Origin of the sequence: Pseudomonas sp. NFACC10-1, assembly GCF_900119195.1 — a bacterium.
In the GTDB taxonomy this organism is placed as follows: Bacteria; Pseudomonadota; Gammaproteobacteria; order Pseudomonadales; family Pseudomonadaceae; genus Aquipseudomonas; species Aquipseudomonas cerasi.
The window spans coordinates 162,642-184,952 of record NZ_FPJB01000005.1 but is presented as its reverse complement, the minus strand read 5'-3'; the positions used below and the strand labels follow the sequence as shown (position 1 = coordinate 184,952).

The following is a 22,311-nucleotide window of genomic DNA, read 5'->3' as shown; positions in this document are numbered from 1 at the left end:
GCCGCGAGAAGGTCGGCATTGGTTACTGGATCAGTTGAACAAGCCGTAGAAGAACAGGCGGATGCTATCCCACACGCGGCGGAAAATACCACCTTCCTCAACCGCATCAAGGGCAATCAGATTGGCGGTGTGAACCACCTGATCGTCTTTCTTGACCTCGACCTTGCCGATCACGTCGCCCTTGGCGATTGGCGCAACCAGTTGCGGGTTCATGGTCATGCTGGCAGACAGCTTCTTCATGTCGCCTTTTGGCATGGTCATGCTCAGATCTTCAGCCAGACCGGCCTTGACCTGACGCTCTGTACCTTTCCAGACCGTGGCCTGAGCCAGCTCAGTGCCCTTCTGGTAGAAGTTCTGGGTTTCGAAGAAACGGAAGCCATAGGTCAGCAGCTTCTGGGTTTCAGCTGCACGAGCCTGTTCGCTGTTGGTGCCGAACACCACGGCGATCAGACGCATGCCGTCACGCACTGCCGAAGAGACCATGCAATAGCCGGCTTCATCGGTGTGGCCGGTTTTCAGACCGTCAACGGTCTTGTCGCGCCACAGCAGCAGGTTGCGGTTAGGCTGCTTGATGCCGTTCCAGAAGAACTCCTTCTGCGAGTAGATCGCATAGTGAGCCGGGTCTTCGTGGATGATTGCGCGCGCCAGGATCGCCATGTCGTGAGCCGACGAGTAGTGCTCAGGGTTCGGCAGACCGGTCGGGTTCATGAAGTGGCTGTTGGTCATGCCCAGATCGGCAGCAGTCTTGTTCATCATGTCGGCAAAGGCATCTTCGCTGCCGGCAATGTGCTCGGAGATCGCGACGCTGGCGTCGTTGCCCGACTGAATGATGATGCCGTGCAGCAGGTCGCTGACCGTGACCTGGCTGCCGACCTTGATGAACATCCGCGAACCGCCTGTGCGCCAGGCGTTTTCACTGATCGTCACCGGATCGTTTTCGCCGATCTGGCCGCGACGGATTTCCAGGGTCGCGATGTAGGCGGTCATCAGCTTGGTCAGACTGGCAGGAGCCAGACGCTGATCACCGTTGTTCTCGACCAGGACGTTGCCGCTGGTCGCATCCATCAGCACGTAGGCCTTGGCCGCCAGTTGCGGTGCAGCAGGCGTCATCTGCTCTGCCGCCCACACAGTCGGGGTGATAATCAGTGGAACAAGCAGGCACAAACGTTTTGCAAAGGTGGTGATGTTCATCCGTCTCTCGAGAATCCTAATGGGCAAACATGCCCTTGCGGGCAAAACTGAACAGACCGGCGAAGCGAAACGCCTCGGTACGGCTCGTGGCGCCAGGCTGTAACCCTGGCTGACAAAGTCGCCTGTTCGACACACGACCTTGTGGGCAGTTACCTGCAACGCTTGCCCTGAAAGCAAATCTGCGCCGCCTGCGACTGCATACCGTCCCCCATTGCTGCCGGGGAACGATTGTCGAAAAAACTTACTGATCCGATGTCACTACGCTCGGCTGACCCAGATTGGCCGACCTGACGCTGTTTTGCAGCTGCTGGGCTTCACCCTGCGTGTCGATCGGTCCCATCCGCACTCGATAAAGCGTTTGCTGATTGCGCGCTATCGAGCTGACGAACACCGGCGCTCGAACCATCCCGCTCAATTTCGACCTCAGGAGTTCCGCAGCGTCCGGGTTGGCGAAGGCTCCCACCTGGAGAAACAGCCCAGCGGCTTGTCCTGAAGCGTTTTTTTTTGCGTCAACCTGCAACGGCACGACAGGTGCGGCGTGCTGCTGAGGGGGTGGCGTGTACTGCTCGACGGTGCCGGTCGAAGTGGACAGCGCGGGCGGCGTCGCCTGGGCAACGACCTGCGGCTGATTGAGCATCAGCGGCGCCGGACGACCACGTTGCGCCCACCATTCCTGAGGGTCGATCCCTTCTACCTTGACGCGTGCAGTGCCGGTTTCGGCGTAGCCGAGCTTTTTGGCGGCCGCATACGAAAGGTCGATGATACGGTCGGAATAGAACGGCCCGCGATCGTTGACGCGCAGGATCACCGTACGATTGTTGTCCAGGTTGGTCACTTTGACATAGCTGGGCAGCGGCAGGGTCTTGTGCGCGGCACTCATGCCGTACAGGTCGTACACCTCGCCATTGGCGGTGTTCTGGCCATGGAACTTGGTGCCGTACCAGGAGGCGGTGCCCGAAGCGACGTAACGCTTGGCATCGCTCATGGGGAAGTAGGTCTTGCCCAGCACGGTGTACGGATTGGCCTTGTAGGCCCCGGTGTGCAGGGTCGGCGTTGCATCAGGGATACGCGAGACATCCACATCCCACCACGGCGCGCCGTCCTTGTGGGCCCGGTTGATATCCAGCCCCGGCATCGAGCGCACGACTGCACCGCCTTTTGGCGACTGCGACGACGTTGTGCGTGACGGCGACGAGCAGCTGGCAACCAGCACTGCCAGGCCGGTCAGCGCCAGAAGCTTGAATGATTGAAGAATTGGCGATGCCCGCATTACTTGACGCCTCGAGCTTGAACCAACGATTCAGACAGCTGATATACGGCCATGGCGTACATCACACTGCGGTTATAACGGGTAATTGCATAAAAATTGTTCAAACCCAGCCAGTATTCAGGACCATTGTCGCCTTCCAGACGAAACGCCGTCACCGGCATATCGTCGCGCAGCGCATCATGACTCGCCCAGCCCAGCTGTCGCAACTCCCCGACCGACATTACCGGATCAAGCGCAGGGCTCAACCCCTCGTCAACCCGGTCGCCACGCGCCGTGGCACGACTGACCACCGGCTGCCCGGCCACCCAGCCATGACGTTTGAAATAGCTGGCGACACTGCCGATTGCATCGTCCGGGTCGGTCCAGATATTGATGTGGCCGTCGCCGTCGAAATCCACTGCATAGGCACGGAAACTGCTCGGCATGAACTGCGGCAGCCCCATTGCCCCGGCATACGAGCCCTTGAGGGTCAGTGGATCGACCTGCTGCTCGCGAGCCAGCAGCAGAAACTCGCGCAACTCCTTGCGGAAAAACTGGGCGCGTGGCGGGTAATCGAAGCCAAGCGTCGACAATGCGTCGATGACCCGATAGTTACCGGTATTGCGGCCGAAAAAGGTTTCTACACCAATGATCGACACGATGATCTGCGCCGGCACGCCGTATTCCTGCTCGGCACGCGCCAGGGCCGCCTCATGCTGACGCCAGAAGTCGACACCGCGAGCGATGCGCGTGTCGGTGATGAACATCGGCCGATACTCTTTCCACTGTTTGACCCGTTCGGCCGGGCGGGAAATGGCATCGAGAATGGCCTGCTTGCGCTCGACCTCCCGAAACAGACTCATCAACTGCTCACCGGCAAAACCATGATCGCGGGTCAGTTCACCGACGAATTCCGCCACTTGGGGCGAACCTTCATAGTCGCCCGCCAGTGCCTCTTGCACCGAGCCAAGGATGCCCACCAGACCGACCACCGGAGCATATCGAGCCCAGTTACGCATTGCTTGCATTGAATAGTTCACCTTAATCAAACCTGAGCGATCCATTTACGATGCGTATGGATCGACATCAAAACCCCAAACGCTGACAGTAGGGTCACGAGCGAAGTTCCGCCGTAGCTAATGAAGGGCAACGGCACCCCCACCACTGGCAGCAGGCCACTGACCATACCGATGTTGACGAAAACGTAAACAAAAAACGTCATGGTCAACGCGCCAGCCAGCAGTTTGCCGAATAATGTCTGCGCCTGTGCAGTGATCACAAGCCCGCGACCGATCAGCAGCATATAGATGATCAGCAGCGCACAGATGCCTACCAGGCCGAATTCTTCACCCAATACTGCAATGATGAAGTCGGTATGGCTTTCCGGCAGAAAGTCGAGGTGCGACTGGGTGCCAAGCAGCCAGCCTTTGCCGAACACGCCGCCCGAACCGATGGCAGCCTTTGATTGAATGATGTTCCAGCCGGTCCCCAGCGGATCGCTTTCGGGGTCCAGAAACGTCAGTACGCGCTGCTTCTGGTAGTCATGCATGAAGAAGAACCACATGGCCACCGCCGCCGGTACGGCCGCCGCCAATACGCTGATGATCCAGCGCCAGCGCAAACCGGCCATGAACAGCACAAAGGCACCCGAGGCCAGAATCAGCAGCGACGTCCCCAGGTCAGGCTGGCGAACGATCAGAATGAACGGCACACCGACCAGTGCGAGACTGACCGCCACATGCTTCAAATGCGGGGGCAGCGTGCGCTTGGACAGGTACCAGGCGATGGTCGCCGGCATGATGATCTTGAGAAACTCCGAAGGCTGGAAGCGGATCACCCCGGGAATGTTGATCCAGCGCGTCGCGCCCATGGCGTTGTGGCCCATGACATCCACCACTACCAGCAGCAGGACACCGATGACATACAGTACCGGCACCCAGCGCGCCATGAAGCGCGGCTCCAGCTGGGCGATCACCACCATCGCCACCAGACCGATACCGAACGAACTGGCCTGCTTGATCAGCAGATCCCAGTTCTTGCCGCTGGCCGAATACAGCACGAACAGGCTGCCCGCCGCCAGCGTCAGCAGCAGGATCAGCAATGGACCATCGATATGAATGCGCTGCAGAAAGGTAGCGCGGCGACGCATCACGTCTTCACTGGACAGGATGCGGTCGAAATTACTCTTCACGGGCCGCAGCCTCCAGATTCAGGGAACCGGCGTACTCGGGTTTGAGATGGCCGTTTTCGTCGAGCAACCAGGCGTCCAGGACCTGACGCACGACGGGTGCAGCAACGCCGGAACCGGATTCGCCGTTCTCGACCATCACTGCAACAACGATTTTCGGGTTGTCGGCCGGGGCGAAGCCGACGAACAAGGCGTGGTCGCGATGACGTTCCTGCACCTTGGTGCGGTCGTATTTCTCGCCCTGCTTGATGGCCACCACCTGGGCCGTACCACTCTTGCCGGCGATCCGGTACTGCGCACCGATGGCGGCCTTGCGCGCCGTACCGCGCGCGCCGTGCATCACTTCCTGCATGCCGTGGTTGACGCGCTCCCAGTTGGCCGGATCGCGCAGCACGATGTTCGGCATCGGGTTTTCATCCACAGGCGCCTTGCCTTCAATGGTTCTGGCCAGATGCGGACGGTTCCACACCCCCTTGTTGGCCACCAGCGCGGTCGCCTGGGCCAGTTGCAACGGCGTTGCCTGCATGTAGCCCTGACCGATCCCGAGGATCAGCGTCTCGCCGGGGAACCAAGCCTGACGACGCGTGGCGCGCTTCCATTCACGGGAAGGCATCAGGCCGGGAGATTCTTCGAACATGTCCAGCGAGACCTTCTGCCCGATACCGAACTTGTTCATATAGGCAGCGAGCCGATCAATGCCCACCTTGTGCGCCAGATCGTAGAAGTACGTGTCATTTGAACGCATGATCGCCGTGTCCAGATCAACCCAACCGTCGCCGGTGCGGTTCCAGTTGCGGTACTTGTGATCGTAATTGGGCAGTTGGTAATAGCCTGGATCGAATACCCGCGAGCCAGGCGTCACCGCACCGGTATCCAGCCCGGCAATCGCCACCGCAGGCTTGATGGTCGACCCCGGCGGGTAAAGTCCTCGCAGGATGCGGTTGAACAGCGGCCGGTCGATGGAATCGCGCAGCTCGGCATAGGCCTTGAAGCTGATGCCGGTGACAAACAGGTTCGGATCGAAGCTCGGCGCACTGACCATCGCCAGCACTTCACCGGTAGCCGGATCCAGTGCGACGACCGCGCCACGACGACCGCCCAGCGCGGCTTCGGCAGCCTCCTGAAGGTTGATGTCCAGGCTCAGGACGATGTCCTTGCCGGGGATCGGGTCGGTGCGCTTGAGCACACGCAGTACGCGACCACGGGCGTTGGTCTCGACCTCTTCGTAGCCGACCTGACCATGCAGCTCGGGCTCATAAAAGCGCTCGATACCGGTCTTGCCGATGTGGTGCGTGCCGCTGTAATTGATCGGGTCGAGGCTCTTGAGCTCTTTCTCGTTGATCCGTCCCATGTAGCCGACCGAGTGGGCAAAGTGCGGCCCTTGCGGATAATGCCTGACCAGTTGCGCAACCACTTCGACGCCCGGCAGGCGGAACTGGTTGACGGCGATCAGGGCGATCTGCTCTTCGCTCAGCTCGAACAGGATGGGCACCGGCTCGAACGGCCTACGCCCCTGCTTCATGCGCTTTTCGAAGATGATGCGATCGTCAGGGGTGAGCTGCAGGATCTCGACAATGGTGTCGAGCACGCTGGACCACTCGCCTGCGCGTTCACGGGTCATGCTGAGACTGAAACTGGGCCGGTTATCGGCGACCACAACGCCATTGCGATCGTAGATCAGCCCACGGCTGGGCGGAATCGGCTGAACGTGAACGCGGTTGTTTTCCGAAAGCGTGGAGTGATACTCGTACTGGATGACCTGCAGGTAATACAACCGGGCAATCAGCACGCACACCAGCAACACCACCGCCACGGCACCGAACACGACCCTGCCGCGCACCAGGCGTGCGTCCTTTTCGTGGTCTTTGAGGCGGATCGGTTGAGACATTTAGGCCGTATTCACAGTAAAGACGATGCTACTTGTGATAAGGGTGCCCGGACAGGACCGTCCAGGCGCGATACATCTGCTCGCCGATCAGGATGCGCACCAACGGGTGCGGCAGGGTCAGCGGCGACAGAGACCAGCGTTGTTCACTGCGGGCACAGACTTCAGGTGCCAGCCCCTCGGGGCCGCCGACCATCAGGTTGACCGTGCGTGCATCGAGACGCCAGCGATCGAGTTCGACCGCCAACTGTTCGGTGCTCCACGGTTTGCCATGCACTTCCAGCGTGACAATCCGCTCGCCCGGCTGCACTTTTGCCAGCATCGCCTCGCCTTCCTGACGGATAAAGCGTGCGACGTCGGCGTTTTTGCCTCGGGTATTGAGCGGAATTTCCACCAGTTCCAGCGCAAGCTCGGAGGGCATCCGCTTGGCATACTCGTGCCAACCTTCTTCCACCCACTTGGGCATGCGCGAACCCACAGCGATCAGACGCAGACGCACATCAAAGCCTTATTCGTTGCCTGGTGTGTGGTGCGCAGCGCTGGCAGCACGGCTTTGCTCTGCACCCTGCCACAAGCGCTCAAGGTCGTAGAACTGGCGTGCGGCAGCGGTCATCACGTGGACGATCACATCACCAAGGTCCAGCAGGACCCAGTCGCTGTCACCCTTGCCTTCTTCGCTCAGGGACTTCAGGCCGGCAGCCTTGACCTTGTCACGGACGTTATCGACCAGTGCGTTCAACTGACGGTTGGACGTACCGGTGCAGATCAGCATGTAGTCGGCGATGCTGGTCTTGTCGCGCACGTCGATGGTCAGGATGTCGGCACCCTTGACCTCTTCAAGGGCTGCAATCGCAACATTGATGACTTCTTCACTGCTCATTTTTTGCTTTGTCATATAAAACTCATTCAGCTCGTATGTGTGGGACCGTCCAGACGCTTGTCGATCAAAGCAGTTTCAGGACGACCCATCAGTGTTCGGCGCGCGGTAAAGTCCGCGTGCATCGATATAGGCCAGTACCGCGTCTGGCACCAGAAAACGTACCGACTTACCGCTGGCCAGCAGTTGACGGATCTGGGTGGCAGACACCGATAAAGGCGTCTGCCAGACGAATGTAATCTGTCCACCCGGCCCTTTCAGGGCCTTGGGATCGCTGACTGCGCGGGCCGCCAGCAGATTGCGCATGGCATCCGGCGACTCGCTGTCCGCATCCGGGCGTTGCAGCACCACGATATGGCAGTGCTCCAGCAGTTCTTCCCATCTGTGCCAGGTCGGCAGCCCGCAAAAGGCATCCCAACCGAGCAACAGGAACAACTGGTCCCGAGGCGCCAGTTCGGCGCGCATCGATTCCAGTGTGTCGAGGGTGTACGACGGTTTGTCACGCTTCAGTTCACGGTCATCCACCGTCAGGGGCGACACACCCGCAACGGCGCTTTGAACCATCGCCAGACGATCCTCTGCGGTGACGCTCGGCATGTCACGATGCGGAGGCCTGGCGCTGGGCGTCAGGCGCAACTCATCGAGTTCCAGCAATTCGGCCACTTCGAGCGCACCGCGCAAATGACCGATATGAACCGGGTCGAACGTGCCCCCAAGCATGCCGATACGTCTGGGCAGCGCGGTCATGGGGCTATTCAAGTCAGGCTTGTCCGCGCAATTGGCCGTCACCGATCACGATGTACTTCTCGCAGGTCAGACCTTCAAGACCGACAGGACCGCGGGCGTGCAGCTTATCAGTAGAAATGCCGATCTCGGCACCCAGGCCGTATTCGAACCCGTCAGCGAAGCAGGTCGGCGCGTTGACCATGACCGAACTGGAGTCGACCTCGGCCATGAATCGGCGCACCTGACTCTGGTGGTCCGAGACGATGGCGTCGCTGTGATGCGAGCCGTAGTGGTTGATGTGCTCGATGGCTTCATCCAGACCGGAGACGACGCGAATCGACAGAATCGCCGCCAGGTACTCGGTGTGCCAGTCGTCCTCGGTGGCCGGGACCACGTCGATCAAGTCACGGGTACGCTCGCAACCGCGCAACTCGACGCCCTTCTCGCGAAACTGCGCGGCCATCGACGGCAGAAAGTCGGCGGCAATGGTCTGATCGACCAGCAGGGTTTCCATCGCGCCGCAGATCCCGTAACGGTAGGTCTTGGCGTTGAAGGCGATCTTCTGCGCCTTGGCCAGATCGGCGTGGGCGCTGACATACACATGGCAGATGCCATCCAGATGCTTGATGACCGGCACACGCGCGTCGCGACTGACGCGTTCGATCAAACCCTTGCCGCCGCGCGGCACGATAACGTCCACGTACTCGGGCATGGTGATCAGCGCGCCAACCGCCGCACGGTCGGTGGTTTCGACCACCTGCACGACAGCAGCGGGCAGCCCGGCCTCGGCCAGACCGCGTTCGATGCAGGCCGCGATGGCGCGATTGGAATGAATGGCTTCGGAACCACCGCGAAGGATGGTTGCGTTTCCGGACTTCAGACACAGACTGGCAGCATCGATGGTCACGTTCGGACGTGACTCGTAGATGATTCCGACAACACCCAGCGGCACGCGCATCTTGCCGACCTGAATACCCGAAGGCCGATAGCTCATGTCGCGGATCGCACCGACCGGGTCTGCAAGCGCTGCAACCTGACGCAAGCCGACGATCATGCTGTCGATCCGGGCGGGGGTCAGCGCCAGACGCTCGAGCATGGCCGGCTCGAGCCCGTTCGCCTGACCATTGGCCAGGTCCAGCGCATTGGCGGCAGACAGCTCGGCGCGGGCTTCGTCCAGAGCGGCGGCAGTGGCCTGCAGGGCGCGGTTCTTCTGCGCAGTGCTGGCACGACCGATCACTCGCGAAGCTTCGCGGGCGGCGCGACCCAGGCGGGTCATGTAGTCAAGAACGGACTCAGTCATTGGTCTCAGAGGTCTTGGCAAAGAGGAAAGCGGCTGATTATAGCTGTCGTGCCGTCCGAACGACAGCGCAGACAGGCGGATGGTCGATATCAGTGCGCAGATTTTTCGCCACAGTGACGGGTGTTGCCGGCGGCAATGCGCAGACAGGCATCACGCACGGGCCTAACGACATGTCATGCGTCGGTCACGTTCAGAAACAACAAAGTGCCTAATCCAGACACATTCAGCTGCAATTAAAGTTGCGCTTGTTATCATCGGGCTCTTTCCCAATGTACCCGTCTGATTATGCCCACAGCCCTACCCGACCACTTCTTTCACCGCGATGCCCAGTTGCTGGCGCGCGATCTACTGGGCAAAGTCATCCGTCACAAGGCAGGCGATCTGTGGCTGGCCGCGCGGATCATCGAAACCGAGGCTTACTACTGCGCCGAAAAGGGCAGTCATGCCTCGCTGGGCTATACCGAGAAACGCAAGGCGCTGTTTCTCGACGGCGGCCACATCTATATGTACTACGCGCGCGGCGGAGATTCGTTGAATTTCAGCGCCGAAGGGCCGGGCAATGCCGTACTGATCAAGTCGGCATTTCCCTGGACCGACGCGACCAGCGACGAAAACGCGTTGGCGCAGATGCAGTTGAACAACCCCGACGCCAGCGGTGCGATGCGCCCGGCGCAACGGCTGTGCGCTGGCCAGACGCTGTTGTGCAAGGCGCTCGGCCTGAAAGTCCCGGTGTGGGACGCCAAGCGCTTCGACCCGCAGAGGTTACTGGTCGAGGACGTCGGTCAGACACCCGCACGCGTTATCCAGACCACCCGACTGGGCATTCCTGCCGGTCGCGATGAGCACCTGATGTATCGCTTCGTGGATGCCGGTTACGCCCGTTTCTGTACACGGAACCCTCTCAGACGCGGTCAGGTCGAAGGCCGCGACTACCTATTTCTCGATCAAGGAAACTGACCGATGGGCGATCTGCTCAATGGAATGACCGGCTGGCTGACCGCAAATCCTTCCTGGGTGGCTGTCGCGATCTTTTTGGTGGCCTTCACTGAATGCGTCGCGATCGTCGGGATCGTCGTGCCGGGCACGGTCATCATGTTTGCCATCGCCGCCTTGGCGGGCAGCGGCATACTGCCGTTGAGTGAAGTGCTGTTACTGGGTTTTCTCGGCGGGCTGCTGGGTGACGCGGTGTCGTACTTCATAGGCCGGCGCTTTCATCAGAATATCCGTCAGTTGCCCGGCTTGCGCACGCACCCGGAGTGGATGGAAGGTGCGGAAAAATACTTCCACCGTTACGGCATTGCCAGTTTGCTGGTCGGACGTTTCATCGGTCCGCTGCGCCCGATGCTGCCGATGATCGCCGGTATGTGCGACATGCCGCTGCCGCGCTTCGTGGCGGTCAGCGTGCTGGCGGCGGCCGGCTGGTCGATTGCCTACCTGATGCCGGGCTGGGCAGCCGGCGCGGCCATTCGCCTGCCACTGCCGGAAGGCTTCTGGCCCGAGGCGGCCGTGGTCGGCGGCAGCCTGGCCGTGCTGTTCGGGCTGAGCATCCAGAGCAGTATTCGCCAGAAACGCTACGCAACCCGACTGATCTCCGCGCTCAGCCTTGTGCTGGTCGCGGCGCTGTTCTTCGGCTTTCCCTTGCTGGCCGACTTCGACAACGGCTTGATGACGCTCATCCAGGAACACCGCAGCGAAGCCACGCAGCACATCGTGGTCTTCGTCACCAGCATCGGCGATTTCAGGGCGCAGTTGCTGGCCGCCAGCCTGCTGATCATCGTGCTGGCGGTTGCCAGGCAATGGCGCCACGCAGCCTTTGCCCTGACCGCCACACTGGGCACCGCGATCGCCAACGGCGTCCTGAAAACGTTTTTCGCCCGCGCTCGCCCGGAGGTGCTGTTAGAGCCGCTGACGACGTACAGCATGCCCAGCGGCCACAGCTCGGCAGCCTTTGCGCTGTTCATGACTCTGGCAGTGCTGGCCGGACGCGGCCAACCCGTGCGCCTGCGCCTGACCTGGATGCTGGTCGCCGGTATTCCGGCCCTGGCAATCGCGCTGTCGAGGGTTTACCTGGGCGTGCATTGGCCCACCGACATTCTCGCCGGCATGCTTCTGGCGTTCTGCGTCTGTGCCGCCAGCCTGGCGTTCATCCAACGCAAGGACCCCTTGCCGGCCATGTCGGTGCGCGTCTGGTGGCTCGTTGTGCCAGCCATGACCGCACTGCTGGGTATCTTCGCCGTTCGTGCCCTGTCGCATGGGGTGCTGCGTTACCAGTATTGATCGACAGCACTGATCGCGCCCGCCCATGACGGGTGCGACACTTCTCAAATCTGGCACCTTGCCAGTGCTCTTTCGGGGCGTTGACTACACTCTCCAGTGACAGATGAGTGTGCAACGGCGTGATCGAAGGAGTGTTGATGTCTCCACTGGATGGTTATACGGCGATGCCCTCCCGGCAGCGCGGCGCAATCGGCCTGATGGCAGCGCTGACCATGGGCCTGGCGCTGCTGTGCACGCTGACCGTTATCGACAGCGGCAGGCTGTATCTGGAAAAGCGCTCGTTGCAGCGGGTTGCGGACATTGCCGCACTGGAAGCGGCGGGCCGTAGAGGAACGTGCAGCGGCACAGCGGCCACGGCGCCCGATTTCGCCAATCAGAGCGCCACTCGCAACGGTTTCACCCCCAATACCGATGGCCGCACCCTGGCGACTCGTTGCGGAACACTCACGGTGGACGTCGCGGGACCGCGCGTATTTGTCGCTGATTCGACGCAGGCGCTGGCTATCCAGGTGGTCGCGTCTCATCCGGTGCCGCGCAGCATTGCAGCCGGTATTGGCGCACTGTTCGAAAAAACGCCCTCCCCACCCAACGTCACGATCAGCGCCACCGCGGTTGCCGCCAGTGCTGCGCCGCTGGCGGCACTGACCATTCGCAGTGCGGCAGTCACCGTGGATAGCACCGGTGCCGCCCTCCTCAACCCGGTGGTCGGCAGCCTGCTGGGGGGCTCGTTGAACCTGAGTGTTGCCAACTGGCAAGGCATCGCCGACACCAACCTGAGCCTGCTGAGCTACCTGAACAGGCTGAAAACCGACCTCAGCCTGACGGCCGTGGGCTACAACGATGTACTCAACACCTCGGTATCGGTCAGTCAGTTGCTGCAGAGCGCAATCAATATCATCAGTCCGAACGCCACGCTGGGCGGTGCCGCCGCCATTCAGGGCCTGCAAGCCTTGAAGCTGGCCGCGGGAACGACCACCGTGCTGCTGGGGGATCTACTGTCGGTGCAGAGCGGCACGGACCTCGCCGCGCTGAATACCAATCTGCGGTTGATGGATCTGGTTCAGGGCCTCGCGCAACTGGCCAACGAAAAGACCGGTGTTCTGACCGCGTCCCAGATCAATGTCGCCGGGCTGGCGCAGGTCACCACACGCATTCAGGTAATCGAGCCGCCTCAGTTGTCGGCCATCGGCGACCCGAGCAAAATCGACCCGCTCAACCCTCGAAACGGTGCAAACCGGATTTACGTGCGTACGGCACAAATGCGCGCGCTGGTGTCGATCAACCTGCCGGTGCTCGGCACGATAACCTCGCTGGCCAATACCGCAGGTTCGGTGATCGGCAGCCTCACGCCGATCCTCAACAGCGCATTGGGCCTGAACATTGCCGGGCTGGGGACCTCGGCCACCTGCGCGCTGGGACTGAACAGTTGCATGGTGACCGACTTCAAGTTTCTGACAGACAGCTCGTCAAACTCGGGCCCGAGAATCGACATGAGCCTGTCAATGGCCAGCGCCGACAGCTACGTCACCGGTTTTACCTGCACCAGCAACGCCAGCAAAACCCTTAACGTCAAGACCGACGCAGCGCTGCTCAGTGCCAAGATCGGCTGGATCGACAGTGCATCGGCCTTCCCCGCCAGCACTGATCCGGCGGCAATCACCGCACTGCCTCTGCCTGTCATCGATATCGGCACCAAAACCTGCCAGAAGATCGCCGGGCTGCTGGGCAATTGCACCGCCCGCACGCCTTTCGGGGGTGGCGGCATCGGCCTGACCTTCGACAATGTCAGCCAGTCGGCACTGGGCAGCTCGACGGTGACCAGTACGACGTTCAGCTCGCCCAACCTGCCGGAGATCAACAGCGCCCCGTATTACCTGACAGGCGTTGCGCACACCAAGCCGAGCACCTTGCTCAACGGCACGGCGTCAAGCGTCAAAGTGAATGTGTATAAACCGGCGACCAGCAATGTGCTGGGCAACGTCATCACCGGCGCGGCCACCACGCTGAGCAGCCTGACCCTGGCGCTGGACGCGATGGTCGATGACACCCTGACACGCTTGCTGACGTCGGTTGTCGACCCCCTGTTCGAATCGCTGGGCGTGAGCATGGGGGCTACCGACGTCGGCACCAACCTGAGTTGCAACCTGGGTCAGGCGACACTGGTCATTTAGCTGCCGGTCTGATCGGCGTTGAAGATCGGCAGCTCGATCTGGAATCGAGCACCCTCGCCGACGTTGGCGACGCTGAGCTGGCCGCCCATCTGGTCAACGATGCCATAACTGACGGACAAGCCCAGACCGGTGCCGACCCCCACCGGTTTGGTGGTGAAAAACGGCTCGAAAATGCGCTCCAGCAACCGCGGGTCAATGCCCCCGCCATTGTCCTGAACCGCCAGGCGGATGATGTTTTCATCGCGTTCTGCCTCGACGCTGATCCACGGCTGGAAATCGCGGTCCTTTTCCCGACGCGACAACAAGGCATCACGGGCATTGACCATCAGGTTGATCAACACCTGCTCAAGTTGATCGACATGGCCACGAACCTGTACCGCGTCGATCATCGCGCCGACCCGCAACTGCACGGCCTTGCCTTTCATGCCTTCAGCCAGCATCGAGATCGTGCCTTCCACCGCCTGGGCCGGATCGAACAACTGCTCCTCTACCTCAGAGCGGCGACCGAATACCCGCATATGATCGACCACCCGGGCGGCACGCTGCACCTGGGTGTCGATGCGATTGAGTTTTTCGGTGAGGTATTCGATGTCCACATCACCCCGGCCCAGACGCTTGAGAACGTTGACCACGGCCATGCGCATGACGTTGAGCGGCTGATTGATCTCGTGGGCCAGACCGGTGGACATCTCGCCAAGCGTTGCCATCTTCGCGCTCTGATTCAACTGCATGCGCGAGCGACGTACATCAGTGTTGTCACGGCCTACCGCCTGCACTTCGACCAGTTTGCCGTGCTCATCGAATACTCCCCGGTCGGCCCATATCCACCAGGCATACTCGCGTCCCGGCAGCTCGATGCAGATTTCTTCGGTACTCACCGGCGCCTCCGGAGTCAATTGACCGATACGCCGGATGAACGCCTCACGCTGCTCGTCCGACAGCCAGTCGCCCAGGTTGATCCCGGTCAGTTGCTCGGGTGTGCACTCCATATAATTGGCCAGCGGCCGGTTGCCGAAACTCAACACCAGATCCGGCGTGTAGCGGCAGATCATGGCCGGCGAATCCTCGACCAGAATGCGGTAACGCTCCTCGCTGCGTCGTATATGCTCGGCGGCCAGGGTGGCCTCGGTCACGTCCAGCCACAGCCCCACCGCCTCCACCGGCATGCCAAGGTCGTCACGCAGCAATCGCGCCTCGTCCAGCAGCCAGTGGTATTGACCGTTCCGGTTGCGCAATCTGAACCGGCGACTGACGAATCCTTCGCGCAGCAGTTGGCGGTTACGCTCGAACCAGATGTCGTGATCTTCGGGATGGATGTATCCCGCCAGTTGCCCATCGACGCAATCGGCCAGCGTCCAGCCCAGCAAAGGCGTGAGGCTGTCACTGAAAAAGGTTGGCTCCAGATTGCCGCGATCGTAACGCTGCACGTAAATCACCGCTGGCGAACTGGCAATCAGGTTATCCAGCCGGGCATGGGCGGCAGCGGCCTCGGTTTCCTGATTCTTGATATCGCTGACATCCAGCATGAACCCCAGCACACGCTGAACCTGCCCTCGGATCAACGCCTGCCCCTGAATACGAAACCAGAGGGTTTCCTGGGCGGGATCGCTTTGCGCCAGACGCACACAGAGCAACAGCGGTGTGCCCTTGTCGCGTAACTGCGCGAGGCGACTGGACAGTTCCTGTCGATCGGCGGGATGAATCAGCGCCAGCCAGTCCTGACGTGACAGGCTCTCGACCTGGTCGCCCAGACGCAGACTGCGAGCCAACTGTGGCGCCAGCAAAACCTCGTCACGATCAGGCACCAACTCCCACCATCCGGTGCCCAGCAGGTCCTGAAGCACTGCCAGGCGTTCGACATGATGACGGTTGGTCTGCTCGGACAGGCGAAAAAGCACCGGCCCGGCCAAGGCCGAGCACAGGTTCAGCCACTCTCGCTCGCCAAGGTCCGGAGCCTGCTGCTGCGCGTTATAAAATCCGAACATCAGCCAGGCCTTGGCAACGTTATCGCGACTGTGCGGGATCAGAAAACCGTCAGCGTTGCCGAAAGCACTTTGCAGCGCCCCCTGATCGACACCGCCGTCAAACCTCAGCTGTCGCGTAGCGTCGGCGTTGAATCGATCCAGCGCGGAACCCAACCGCTGCCCGACCTGCCACAACTCGGGCGCCGTATGGGCGCTGTACTGACAATACACGCGCCAGCCAACACCGCCGACCTCCGGCAACACCAGCGCTACACAGGGGATGCGCCACAGCTGCGCGAGTTCCTCCAGTTGCTCGCTCACCACCGCAGTCAGGCGGTCGACGCTGCACCCTCGCACACGCTCGGCCATTTGCCCGGCGAACCGCAGGCACTGTTGACGGCTGCGTGCGGCACTGGCCTCCTCCATCAGGTCGCTGATATCCAGCAATTGCAAGAGCCAGCCCTTGCCATGCGCCTGCACCCAGCCTCGGGCGTGCAAGGTGTGTGCGTCGGCACTCTTGAAGTCCAGGTCGAGCATGTGCCCCAGCCAGTCACGCGGCACGCCTTCGATGACCAGCGCGCTATTGGGTAACAGCAGACTCATCAATCGCTGGGCAGCCGGCAGTGGCGCAGCCATGTCCAGGCGGGCAAGCAAGTGCGGGCTGATGCTTTGGATGCGGCCCTCGTCATCCAGCAGCAGATAGAGGTCCGCACCGATCGGACCGGGCTCGCTCGATACGGGCAGGGGCTGCGGCACTTGTGTTGCTTCACCACGCCCCAGCCAACGGCTCAAACGATTCTTTTCAAGGGACAAGTTGCAGACTCGCTTGTGCAGTCAGGTTGCTCGGCAAGCGCGGGACCTCCCCGATACCAGGGAGGGTCAGCAAGGGCAGAACCTGAGCCAGTCGGGCCTTGGGGTACTGGATGGTCACTGTCAGAATGCCTGCGCTGTAAGTCACGCTGGTGTAGCTGACATTGAAGCCCAGCGCTGGAGGTATCCACGACAACTGGTTCATGACCACACTCTGGGCCTGACTCTTCAACACCTCGTTATAGCCAGTAACTGTCGGACTGAGGGCAACACTACTGCGCACCGCTTCACTGGCGGCGGCATTGAATGACTGGACCATGAGCAACGGCAGGCTATAACTCACCATGCCGTAAAACACAGCAAAGAAAATAACGAACACCGCAGAGAATTCAATAGCGGCAGCCCCGTGTTGACGGCGGGGCAAGGTATGTTGCGGAACTGTTTTCATATCGACGTCTACCCTGACATGTACTGCATCAACACAGCATAGATTCTTTCCCGATAACAGGATGTCTTCGGCGTGATGAAATTATTTTTCCTACTGATATGGTTTGCAATTTGCGCCGAACAGGATGCGCGTTGCAAGCAGATTTCCAACGGGCTGACACTCGGCGCAACAGCGCTGGCTATTATCTACCTGGCTTTGACCGGTATGACCTGGCTCGGCTCGCCTGCGCTGGAGGCCTTGCTGGCCGTGACCCTGGCATGGGCGCTGACATTGCCAGGCTATGCCCTCGGCAAGTTGGGCGCCGCAGACGTCAAACTGATGACGGCATTGGCGCTGGCCTCAAACAGTGCTTACCTGCTGTGTACGTTTATTGGCGCCGGCCTCACCATGGCAGCCTGGCTTATCGTCGGAAAGAGTACCTGGCCTCATACGCAGCAATGGGTTGCGCAACGCTACCGGTATATGAACCCCGGCACGCCAGATAAATATCCTTTTTCACCTTTTTTATTCGCAGGTTTACTCCTGAGCACAGCACTGCTCCATTAGTCGAATAACGGCACGGGAATATTTTAATGCTATGTACATAGTCAGGAAGTACGACTACGGTTAAGTCATGGCTATGGCGTACTGTCAGCAATACCCGCACCGATCAAATGACGCCGAATCATGGTTTGCTGAATGGATCGGGGCGCCGTCGAAGGCCCCCCAACAGCATGGAGTCGCCTGTGGATAATTACCCGCTCACGAAAGTTCTGGTGGTCGATGACCAGCCCCTTATCGTTGAAGAGCTCTGCGAGTTTCTGGAGAGCAGCGGCTATGAGTGTGTGCGTTGCTATTCAAGCCTGGAAGCCATCGAGCGTTTCAGCGCCGACAGCACCATCGGCATCGTACTCTGCGATCTGGAAATGCCCGGCATGAACGGGATCGAGATGGTCGAAGCGATGAAGATGACCGGCGGCAAGACGCATCTGTTCGAGGCCATCATGCTGACCGGCGAGGCCGAGAAAAAAGACGTCATCAAGGCGCTTCGGGCCGGCATCGCCGATTACTACCAGAAGCCGGTCGATCTGGAAGAATTGCTCGAAGGTGTGCAGTTGCAGGTCCAGGCGCTGAACGAGCGGCAGAAAAACCGTCAGCAGCTGGGCCTGCTCAACGAAAAGCTTCAGTTTTTGGCCGCGTCCATTGATGATCTTTATCAGAACCTGGACAGCGTCCAGAACAGGCCTCAGCCCGAACGAAAAGCGCGTGACGGTGTGGCGCGTGAGGTGCAGATGCCGGTGGCTCTGGCCAAGCTGTCACCTCGCCAGCTTGACGTAGCGCGCCTGGTCAGCACCGGACTGACCAATTATCAGATCGCCTGCGAACTGGGGATTACTGAAAACACGGTGAAACTCTATGTGTCGCAAGTGCTGCGCCTGACGCACATGCATAACCGCACGCAGCTGGCATTGGCATTTTCACCGGGCAAATCGGCGGAGCGGCAAAGACTGATCGAAAGCCAGGGCTGAATGGAACTCAGGCTTCGATCTCGCTCAGCACGACGTGAAAAGGCACATCGACCAGCACCGAATACACTTGATTGCGGCCTGCGTGCTTGGCGCAGTACAACGCCGCATCGGCCTGGGACGCAAGGCTCAGGCTGTCGTCATTGGCACCGAGCGAAACCACCCCGGCGCTGAAGGTGCAGAACAGGTCGACGGGCTGCGCCGGGTAATGGATCTCGGCAAAGCGCTGGCGGATGTCATCCAGCACCCTATGAGCGCTTTGAATGTCGGTGTCCGGCATGACAATGGCAAATTCCTCACCGCCGTAACGACCGATGAAGTCGGTTTTGCGCAGGCGTTGCTTGAGAAACAGCGCAAGGCTCTTGATGACACGATCCCCCATCGGGTGACCGTGGCTGTCATTGACCCTCTTGAAGTGGTCGATATCAAGCATGGCAAAGCACAGCGGCTTGCCTTCACGTCGCGAACGAAAGCAGCAATCTTCCAGCAGTTGCAAAATGTGCGTGTGATTGTAAAGCCCGGTCAGGCTGTCGCGGACCATGCGCGCCTTGAGGTTGCGAGCCCTCGCGGCACGGTTGCGCACAGTGGTGATGAGATGACGGGGTTTGATCGGCTTGGTCAGGAAGTCGTCGCCGCCTTCGCTCATGGCATCGAGCTGCTTGTCCTGATCGTCTTCAGCCGACAGATAAATGATCGGCACACTGACGTAACGGTCGTTATGGCGAATGACCTTGGCCAGCTCCGTGCCGGTACACCCCGGCATGTACATGTCGAGGATGATCAGGTCCGGCTGAAACTCGGCCAGCTCGGACATTGCCTGAATCGGGTCGAGCAACACCCGCGTAACGACTCCGGCAGCATTCAGAACACGCTCGGTGTGCAGCGCCTGCGCGCGGGAATCGTCGATGATCAGCACTTTATAGGGCTCGTATTGAGCCACGCAGGTCAGGACTTCAATTTTTTCCAGCAGACTCGACGCTTCCAGCGCGCCGGTCAGAAACTCCTCACCACCGGCCCTGACTGCGGCCAGGCGGGTGGGCGTATCGGTTTCATTGAGGCTGAAAAACAACAGCGGAAGTTTCTGCTCCAGCCCTTCCTGAGCCTGGGAGGCCAGTTCGAGCCCCTTGCCGGGCCCGCTGAAATCGACATCCATGACAATCGCCGCCGGATGCCGCTGGGCCATCGCCCGCTGAAACTCGCCGACATTGTGCAGCGACAGCGCCGCCAACCCGAAAAACTCCAGCTGCTTGGCCAGACGCTCGGCCCGCTCGTGATCATGAAGCACCACATAGACGGGCTTGCGCAACGGTGGCAGCGTCGTTTGCTCAAAACGGTCGCCGTGTCGCAGCCCGGTTCGGGAAAGGCGCTGCATCAGACGATTGAGATCGGTGATGACCCGGCTGTTGAGGCGACCGCGATTGGCTTCCACCGCATCGAGCGCCTGGCTGATTTCCTGCGCCAGCGCGCTGTGTTCGGCCTGCTCGAAGCGTTCGGCAAAGCGCGAAAGACGCAGCGTGGACTCCTTGAGCTCGGCCATATCGCCAATCGACCACTCGGCCTTCTGCAGACGTTGCCACGTCTCCAGAATCTGGCGCGCCTGGTGAATGACCCTCTGGGCAAAGTGGTGCTTCAGGCGGTCTCGGCTAGGGTCTTCGGGGTCGGTCATATTCAGACTACTGTGGTTTTGCTGAGCGATACGGCTGATGGCGCTATGCTAGCACCTCCGTTACAACAGAACAGTGTCGCAAGTCACTTATTTGACAACAGTTTGGTGGCGCATAGCCATTATGCAAAATCAATCGGTGCATAGACTGCGCCTATCAACGTTACAGTTCAAATCTCAAGATAATGTCTGCCAGCCGCACCTTGAGGTAAGGTTGCGGTCGAACGCCTCGTGAAGCATTCAACTCAAGATCGAAAGGACCCTACCATGCTGGATTGGAAGAACCGCGCAGGCAGCGCGGGTGCGCGCACCGCAGACACTTCATCGACCAAACGCCGCGGTTACCTGGGTAACCTGTTCTATAGTCGCGCGCTGGGCGCCCTGATCTTGATCTACCTGCTGGTGGCACTGGCAGTCGGCTGGTACTGGAGCAAGGAACCTGCGCTGTTCCCGGTACAGCAAAACGCCCAGGCTGCCGCCGAGCGTGAAGGCAAACAGATGGTCATCGGTTACACGACAGTTGAAACGCTCAAGACCGTGGCGGGCACGTTGCTTAACAAGCCCGGTGGCTACCTGTCCAACGACCGCATGCCACCGGGCCTGTGGCTGGACAACATCCCGAGCTGGGAATACGGCGTGCTGGTTCAGGTGCGTGACCTGAGCCGTGCGCTGCGCAAGGACTTCGCGCGTTCCCAGTCGCAATCGGCTGAAGATGGCGACCTGGCGCGTGCCGAGCCGTTGTTCAACTTCAATAATCGCAGCTGGGTCCTGCCTTCCAGCGAATCGCAGTACGCCGAGGGGATCAACTCCCTGAGCCGCTACCAGGCACGTCTGTCCGATCCGAACCAGAAAGGCGCGCTGTTCTATGCCCGCGCCGACAACCTGAACAACTGGCTGGGCGATGTCGGTACCCGTCTGGGCTCGCTGTCGCAGCGCCTGTCGGCCAGCGTTGGCCGGGTCAAACTCAACAGCACGCTGAAAACCGAAGCTGCTGTTTCGGTCAAGCCCGGTGAAGTACCGCAGGTCGATGAGGAAATCGTCGAAACGCCATGGCTGGAAATCGACAACGTGTTCTACGAAGCACGTGGTCAGGCCTGGGCGCTCTCGCACCTGCTGCGCGCCATCGAGGTTGATTTTGCCGACGTACTGGCGAAAAAGAACGCGACGGTCAGCGTGCGCCAGATCATTCGTGAACTGGAGGCCTCGCAAGAGCCAATGTGGAGCCCGATGATTCTCAACGGCAGCCCGTTCGGCGTGTTCGCCAACCACTCGCTGGTCATGGCCAACTACATTTCGCGTGCCAACGCCGCAGTCATTGACCTGCGCCAGCTGCTGAATCAAGGCTGATGTCCATACCTGCCAACGAGGCCGCGCATCGCGCCGCCTCGGATGCCGAGCAGATCGCCTGGGTCGACGAACAGGATCGGCTGCTCGGTTCACTGGTCCGCGCCGACCTGCGTGAACGCGGGCTGATTGGACGCGGCACTTATATCCTGCTGTTCAACAGTCTGGGTGAGCTGTGTGTGCACCGACGCACGCTGAGCAAGGCGATCTATCCCGGCTACTGGGACGTAGCCGCAGGCGGAATGGTCCAGGCGGATGAAAGCTATGCGGAGTCTGCTGCGCGCGAGCTGGAAGAAGAACTGGGGGTCAGTGGCGTGCCGCTGCAGGCCCACGAACAGTTTTTCTTCGATCAGCCGGGCAACCGGCTCTGGTGTGCAGTGTTTTCAGCCGTGTGGGACGGCCCTTTGAAACTGCAACCTGAAGAGGTGCTGGAAGCGCGCTTCATGCCCGTCGTCGAAGTTCTGCAACAGGCTGAGCACAATCCCTGGTGCCCCGACTCCCTGGCGGCGCTGAAACGCTACCTGAAACAGATAGAGAACGAGCAGTAAGCGAGTGTTCAGAAATTGGCGCATTCAGCCCCTTAGCAACCGGCCGGTTTGCCGTTACACTGCGCGACCTTTTCAAACTGAACCGGCCCTGCCGTTTCAGTAGCGCTGCCCCTGCCAGAGTGGGGCTTCGCGGTCGATGGCTCATACGAGCCCGACCCATCTTCA

The 22,311-nt window shown here is 60.4% G+C and carries 19 protein-coding genes; 7 read left to right on the top strand and 12 right to left on the bottom strand.

What is annotated here, in order from left to right; translation table 11 throughout:
• Positions 1–30: 30 nt before the first annotated feature.
• From BT119_RS16060 to BT119_RS16020, 9 genes are all read right to left on the bottom strand, one after another.
• Positions 31–1,191, bottom strand: coding sequence for a D-alanyl-D-alanine carboxypeptidase family protein (locus tag BT119_RS16060; RefSeq protein ID WP_003431689.1), 1,161 nt, complete (start codon positions 1,189–1,191; stop codon positions 31–33).
• Positions 1,192–1,432: 241 nt separating this feature from the next.
• Positions 1,433–2,461, bottom strand: a complete 1,029-nt coding sequence (locus tag BT119_RS16055) for a septal ring lytic transglycosylase RlpA family protein (RefSeq protein ID WP_003431690.1) — start codon at positions 2,459–2,461, stop codon at positions 1,433–1,435.
• Positions 2,461–3,468 carry a lytic murein transglycosylase B gene (gene mltB / locus BT119_RS16050; protein ID WP_002555333.1) on the bottom strand — a complete coding sequence of 336 codons (1,008 nt, stop codon included), beginning with the start codon at positions 3,466–3,468 and terminating at the stop codon, positions 2,461–2,463. Before mltB ends, BT119_RS16055 begins: the two co-directional genes overlap by 1 nt.
• Before the next feature lie 17 nt (positions 3,469–3,485).
• A complete protein-coding gene (gene rodA, locus BT119_RS16045) occupies positions 3,486–4,589 on the bottom strand; it encodes a rod shape-determining protein RodA (protein ID WP_003368803.1) in 1,104 nt (367 codons plus the stop codon).
• A gap of 31 nt (positions 4,590–4,620) precedes the next feature.
• The gene (gene mrdA / locus BT119_RS16040; RefSeq protein WP_003431692.1) at positions 4,621–6,516 is read right to left on the bottom strand and encodes a penicillin-binding protein 2; all 1,896 of its coding nucleotides are present in this window, start codon (positions 6,514–6,516) and stop codon (positions 4,621–4,623) included.
• Positions 6,517–6,544: 28 nt separating this feature from the next.
• A complete protein-coding gene (gene rlmH, locus BT119_RS16035) occupies positions 6,545–7,012 on the bottom strand; it encodes a 23S rRNA (pseudouridine(1915)-N(3))-methyltransferase RlmH (protein WP_002555336.1) in 468 nt (155 codons plus the stop codon).
• A 9-nt stretch (positions 7,013–7,021) separates the two neighbouring features.
• Positions 7,022–7,408 (bottom strand): ribosome silencing factor, encoded by a 387-nt coding sequence (gene rsfS / locus BT119_RS16030; RefSeq protein ID WP_002555337.1) that lies wholly within the window; start codon positions 7,406–7,408, stop codon positions 7,022–7,024.
• Positions 7,409–7,468: 60 nt separating this feature from the next.
• The gene (gene nadD / locus BT119_RS16025; RefSeq protein ID WP_161420682.1) at positions 7,469–8,128 is read right to left on the bottom strand and encodes a nicotinate-nucleotide adenylyltransferase; all 660 of its coding nucleotides are present in this window, start codon (positions 8,126–8,128) and stop codon (positions 7,469–7,471) included.
• A gap of 22 nt (positions 8,129–8,150) precedes the next feature.
• Positions 8,151–9,416, bottom strand: coding sequence for a glutamate-5-semialdehyde dehydrogenase (locus BT119_RS16020; protein WP_003431695.1), 1,266 nt, complete (start codon positions 9,414–9,416; stop codon positions 8,151–8,153).
• Positions 9,417–9,701: 285 nt separating this feature from the next.
• Between BT119_RS16020 and BT119_RS16015 the strand changes: the two genes are divergently transcribed.
• The 3 genes from BT119_RS16015 to BT119_RS16005 all read left to right on the top strand — a co-directional run bounded on the left by BT119_RS16015 (position 9,702) and on the right by BT119_RS16005 (position 13,864).
• The gene (locus BT119_RS16015) at positions 9,702–10,373 is read left to right on the top strand and encodes a DNA-3-methyladenine glycosylase (protein ID WP_003368807.1); all 672 of its coding nucleotides are present in this window, start codon (positions 9,702–9,704) and stop codon (positions 10,371–10,373) included.
• Between the two features lie 3 nt (positions 10,374–10,376).
• On the top strand, positions 10,377–11,693 hold the full coding sequence (locus BT119_RS16010) for a bifunctional DedA family/phosphatase PAP2 family protein (RefSeq protein WP_003431697.1): 1,317 nt from the start codon (positions 10,377–10,379) through the stop codon (positions 11,691–11,693).
• Positions 11,694–11,830: 137 nt separating this feature from the next.
• Positions 11,831–13,864: a TadG family pilus assembly protein gene (locus BT119_RS16005; protein WP_054081957.1), complete on the top strand. Its 2,034-nt coding sequence runs from the start codon at positions 11,831–11,833 to the stop codon at positions 13,862–13,864.
• Here BT119_RS16005 and BT119_RS16000 read toward each other — a convergent pair.
• Positions 13,861–16,641, bottom strand: coding sequence for a PAS domain-containing sensor histidine kinase (locus BT119_RS16000; RefSeq protein WP_032609183.1), 2,781 nt, complete (start codon positions 16,639–16,641; stop codon positions 13,861–13,863). The two genes, BT119_RS16005 and BT119_RS16000, sit on opposite strands and share 4 nt — an antisense overlap.
• Positions 16,631–17,086 carry a TadE/TadG family type IV pilus assembly protein gene (locus BT119_RS15995; protein ID WP_072366322.1) on the bottom strand — a complete coding sequence of 152 codons (456 nt, stop codon included), beginning with the start codon at positions 17,084–17,086 and terminating at the stop codon, positions 16,631–16,633. The genes BT119_RS16000 and BT119_RS15995 overlap by 11 nt, the downstream gene beginning before the upstream one ends.
• A gap of 75 nt (positions 17,087–17,161) precedes the next feature.
• On the opposite strand from BT119_RS15995, the gene BT119_RS15990 reads away from it, so the two are divergent.
• Positions 17,162–17,632: an A24 family peptidase gene (locus BT119_RS15990; RefSeq protein WP_003431705.1), complete on the top strand. Its 471-nt coding sequence runs from the start codon at positions 17,162–17,164 to the stop codon at positions 17,630–17,632.
• Between the two features lie 167 nt (positions 17,633–17,799).
• A complete protein-coding gene (locus BT119_RS15985) occupies positions 17,800–18,594 on the top strand; it encodes a response regulator transcription factor (protein WP_161428937.1) in 795 nt (264 codons plus the stop codon).
• 7 nt (positions 18,595–18,601) lie between these two features.
• Here the strand turns inward: BT119_RS15985 and BT119_RS15980 are convergent, their stop codons facing one another.
• Complete coding sequence (locus BT119_RS15980) at positions 18,602–20,257, bottom strand: response regulator (RefSeq protein ID WP_072366320.1); 1,656 nt, start codon at positions 20,255–20,257, stop codon at positions 18,602–18,604.
• Positions 20,258–20,521: 264 nt separating this feature from the next.
• Between BT119_RS15980 and BT119_RS15975 the strand changes: the two genes are divergently transcribed.
• Together BT119_RS15975 and BT119_RS15970 are read left to right on the top strand one after the other, a co-directional pair.
• Positions 20,522–21,601, top strand: coding sequence for a DUF2333 family protein (locus tag BT119_RS15975; RefSeq protein ID WP_003431710.1), 1,080 nt, complete (start codon positions 20,522–20,524; stop codon positions 21,599–21,601).
• Positions 21,601–22,146 (top strand): NUDIX hydrolase, encoded by a 546-nt coding sequence (locus BT119_RS15970; RefSeq protein ID WP_003368817.1) that lies wholly within the window; start codon positions 21,601–21,603, stop codon positions 22,144–22,146. The genes BT119_RS15975 and BT119_RS15970 overlap by 1 nt, the downstream gene beginning before the upstream one ends.
• Positions 22,147–22,311: the final 165 nt, after the last annotated feature.

What these genes read in the sequence shown, in the direction of transcription:
- BT119_RS16060 (WP_003431689.1), bottom strand. Translation starts at nt 1,191, where the DNA reads ATGAACATCACCACCTTTGCAAAACGTTTGTGCCTGCTTGTTCCACTG.
- BT119_RS16055 (WP_003431690.1), bottom strand. Translation starts at nt 2,461, where the DNA reads ATGCGGGCATCGCCAATTCTTCAATCATTCAAGCTTCTGGCGCTGACC.
- mltB (WP_002555333.1), bottom strand. Translation starts at nt 3,468, where the DNA reads ATGCAAGCAATGCGTAACTGGGCTCGATATGCTCCGGTGGTCGGTCTG.
- rodA (WP_003368803.1), bottom strand. Translation starts at nt 4,589, where the DNA reads ATGCGTCGCCGCGCTACCTTTCTGCAGCGCATTCATATCGATGGTCCA.
- mrdA (WP_003431692.1), bottom strand. Translation starts at nt 6,516, where the DNA reads ATGTCTCAACCGATCCGCCTCAAAGACCACGAAAAGGACGCACGCCTG.
- rsfS (WP_002555337.1), bottom strand. Translation starts at nt 7,408, where the DNA reads ATGACAAAGCAAAAAATGAGCAGTGAAGAAGTCATCAATGTTGCGATT.
- BT119_RS16020 (WP_003431695.1), bottom strand. Translation starts at nt 9,416, where the DNA reads ATGACTGAGTCCGTTCTTGACTACATGACCCGCCTGGGTCGCGCCGCC.
- BT119_RS16015 (WP_003368807.1), top strand. Translation starts at nt 9,702, where the DNA reads ATGCCCACAGCCCTACCCGACCACTTCTTTCACCGCGATGCCCAGTTG.
- BT119_RS16010 (WP_003431697.1), top strand. Translation starts at nt 10,377, where the DNA reads ATGGGCGATCTGCTCAATGGAATGACCGGCTGGCTGACCGCAAATCCT.
- BT119_RS16005 (WP_054081957.1), top strand. Translation starts at nt 11,831, where the DNA reads ATGTCTCCACTGGATGGTTATACGGCGATGCCCTCCCGGCAGCGCGGC.
- BT119_RS15995 (WP_072366322.1), bottom strand. Translation starts at nt 17,086, where the DNA reads ATGAAAACAGTTCCGCAACATACCTTGCCCCGCCGTCAACACGGGGCT.
- BT119_RS15990 (WP_003431705.1), top strand. Translation starts at nt 17,162, where the DNA reads ATGAAATTATTTTTCCTACTGATATGGTTTGCAATTTGCGCCGAACAG.
- BT119_RS15985 (WP_161428937.1), top strand. Translation starts at nt 17,800, where the DNA reads ATGGAGTCGCCTGTGGATAATTACCCGCTCACGAAAGTTCTGGTGGTC.
- BT119_RS15980 (WP_072366320.1), bottom strand. Translation starts at nt 20,257, where the DNA reads ATGACCGACCCCGAAGACCCTAGCCGAGACCGCCTGAAGCACCACTTT.
- BT119_RS15975 (WP_003431710.1), top strand. Translation starts at nt 20,522, where the DNA reads ATGCTGGATTGGAAGAACCGCGCAGGCAGCGCGGGTGCGCGCACCGCA.
- BT119_RS15970 (WP_003368817.1), top strand. Translation starts at nt 21,601, where the DNA reads ATGTCCATACCTGCCAACGAGGCCGCGCATCGCGCCGCCTCGGATGCC.